2 protein-coding genes and 1 pseudogene are annotated in these 1038 nt (G+C 72.4%); all 3 read right to left on the bottom strand.

Annotated features, from left to right (window positions below; all coding sequences use genetic code 11):
• Window positions 1-311, bottom strand: a pseudogene (locus tag F3J15_RS37405) (hypothetical protein); the annotation flags it as partial.
• A complete protein-coding gene (locus F3J15_RS37400) occupies window positions 302-703 on the bottom strand; it encodes a cytochrome C oxidase subunit I (RefSeq protein ID WP_166897835.1) in 402 nt (133 codons plus the stop codon). The gene F3J15_RS37400 and the pseudogene F3J15_RS37405, both read right to left, overlap by 10 nt.
• The coding region (locus tag F3J15_RS37395; protein ID WP_166897833.1) for a cytochrome c oxidase subunit 3 at window positions 700-1038 on the bottom strand (339 nt) is incomplete at its 5' end. The genes F3J15_RS37400 and F3J15_RS37395, both read right to left, overlap by 4 nt.

Here is a 1038-nt window from a genome sequence, read left to right as displayed (position 1 = left end):
TGCGCGAGCCACGGATCCTGGCTCGCACGCGCGGACATCGACGCAGGGGGCGCTACGGCGTCTGCGGCCGATGCGCGAATCCGGATGTATCGCCAGCCGGTGTCGGGCTCGTCCGACGGCACCGAAGCCGACGACGCGGCTTCCGGCGTATCGTCGGTCCGCGCGGTGTCGTCCTGCGGGCTGCAGCCCGCGAGCACGCCGCAAACGGCGAGCGCCGCAAGCGCGCCGAGCGCGACGCCGGCGCGACGGCCCGGCGCATCAGGCCGCGCGAACCGGAGCGGGTCGAGGATCAGGTTCAGGATCAGTGCCATGGGCTGCAAGGCCCCACGAAAGCCGTGACGATCCCCGTGAACACGAGGCCGATCACGAAGCCGAGCGCGGCGAGCATCCCGCAGCGCGCGAGGAAACGCGTGCTGTCGTCGCGGGTCGCGCCGGATGCATCGGTATCGTGCCGATGCCGCCAGGCGCGCGCGACCCAGGTCGCGAAGGCAGTCGCCAATGCGAACGCGCACGCGGCGATCAGCGCGAGCCACACGCCCACGTGCGCCCAGCGCGGCACCGCTTGCGCGACGCCGAGCGGATAGCACGCGGTCGACGCGAGCGTCTCGGAGACGAGCATCTGCGCGAACCACAGCGCCGGCGCACCGACGAGGCCGGCCGCGATCGCGAGCAGCGGGGTCCACGAACGTTGCGCGCCGCTCATCCCGGTCTCCTGAGCCAGTACGGCGACACGTACAGCGCGGTGAAGATGAACAGCCACACGATGTCGACGAAGTGCCAGTAGAGCCCGCCGACCGTCAGCGCGACCCGCCGCTCGCGGCCGAAGAAACCGGCGGCTGTCCACCCGGCCAGCAGCGCAAGGATCGCGAGCCCGGCGACGACGTGCGCGAGGTGGAACCCGGTGATCGTGAAGTAGAGGCTGCCGTACAGGTGCGCGGTCGGGCCATAGGGATGATCGCGCCACTCGTGCAGCTGGACGAGCGCGAACGCGGTGCCGAGCGCCAGCGCGACGGCGAGCGCGGCCACCGCGCGCGGCCG

The sequence above is a fragment of the Burkholderia sp. Ap-955 genome (genome assembly GCF_011753045.1).
In the GTDB taxonomy this organism is placed as follows: domain Bacteria; phylum Pseudomonadota; class Gammaproteobacteria; order Burkholderiales; family Burkholderiaceae; genus Burkholderia; species Burkholderia lata_D.
This window is presented reverse-complemented; position numbering and strand designations above follow the sequence as displayed.

Excerpts from the sequence above, each read along its gene's own strand:
- F3J15_RS37400 (WP_166897835.1), bottom strand. The coding sequence starts at position 703 with ATGAGCGGCGCGCAACGTTCGTGGACCCCGCTGCTCGCGATCGCGGCC.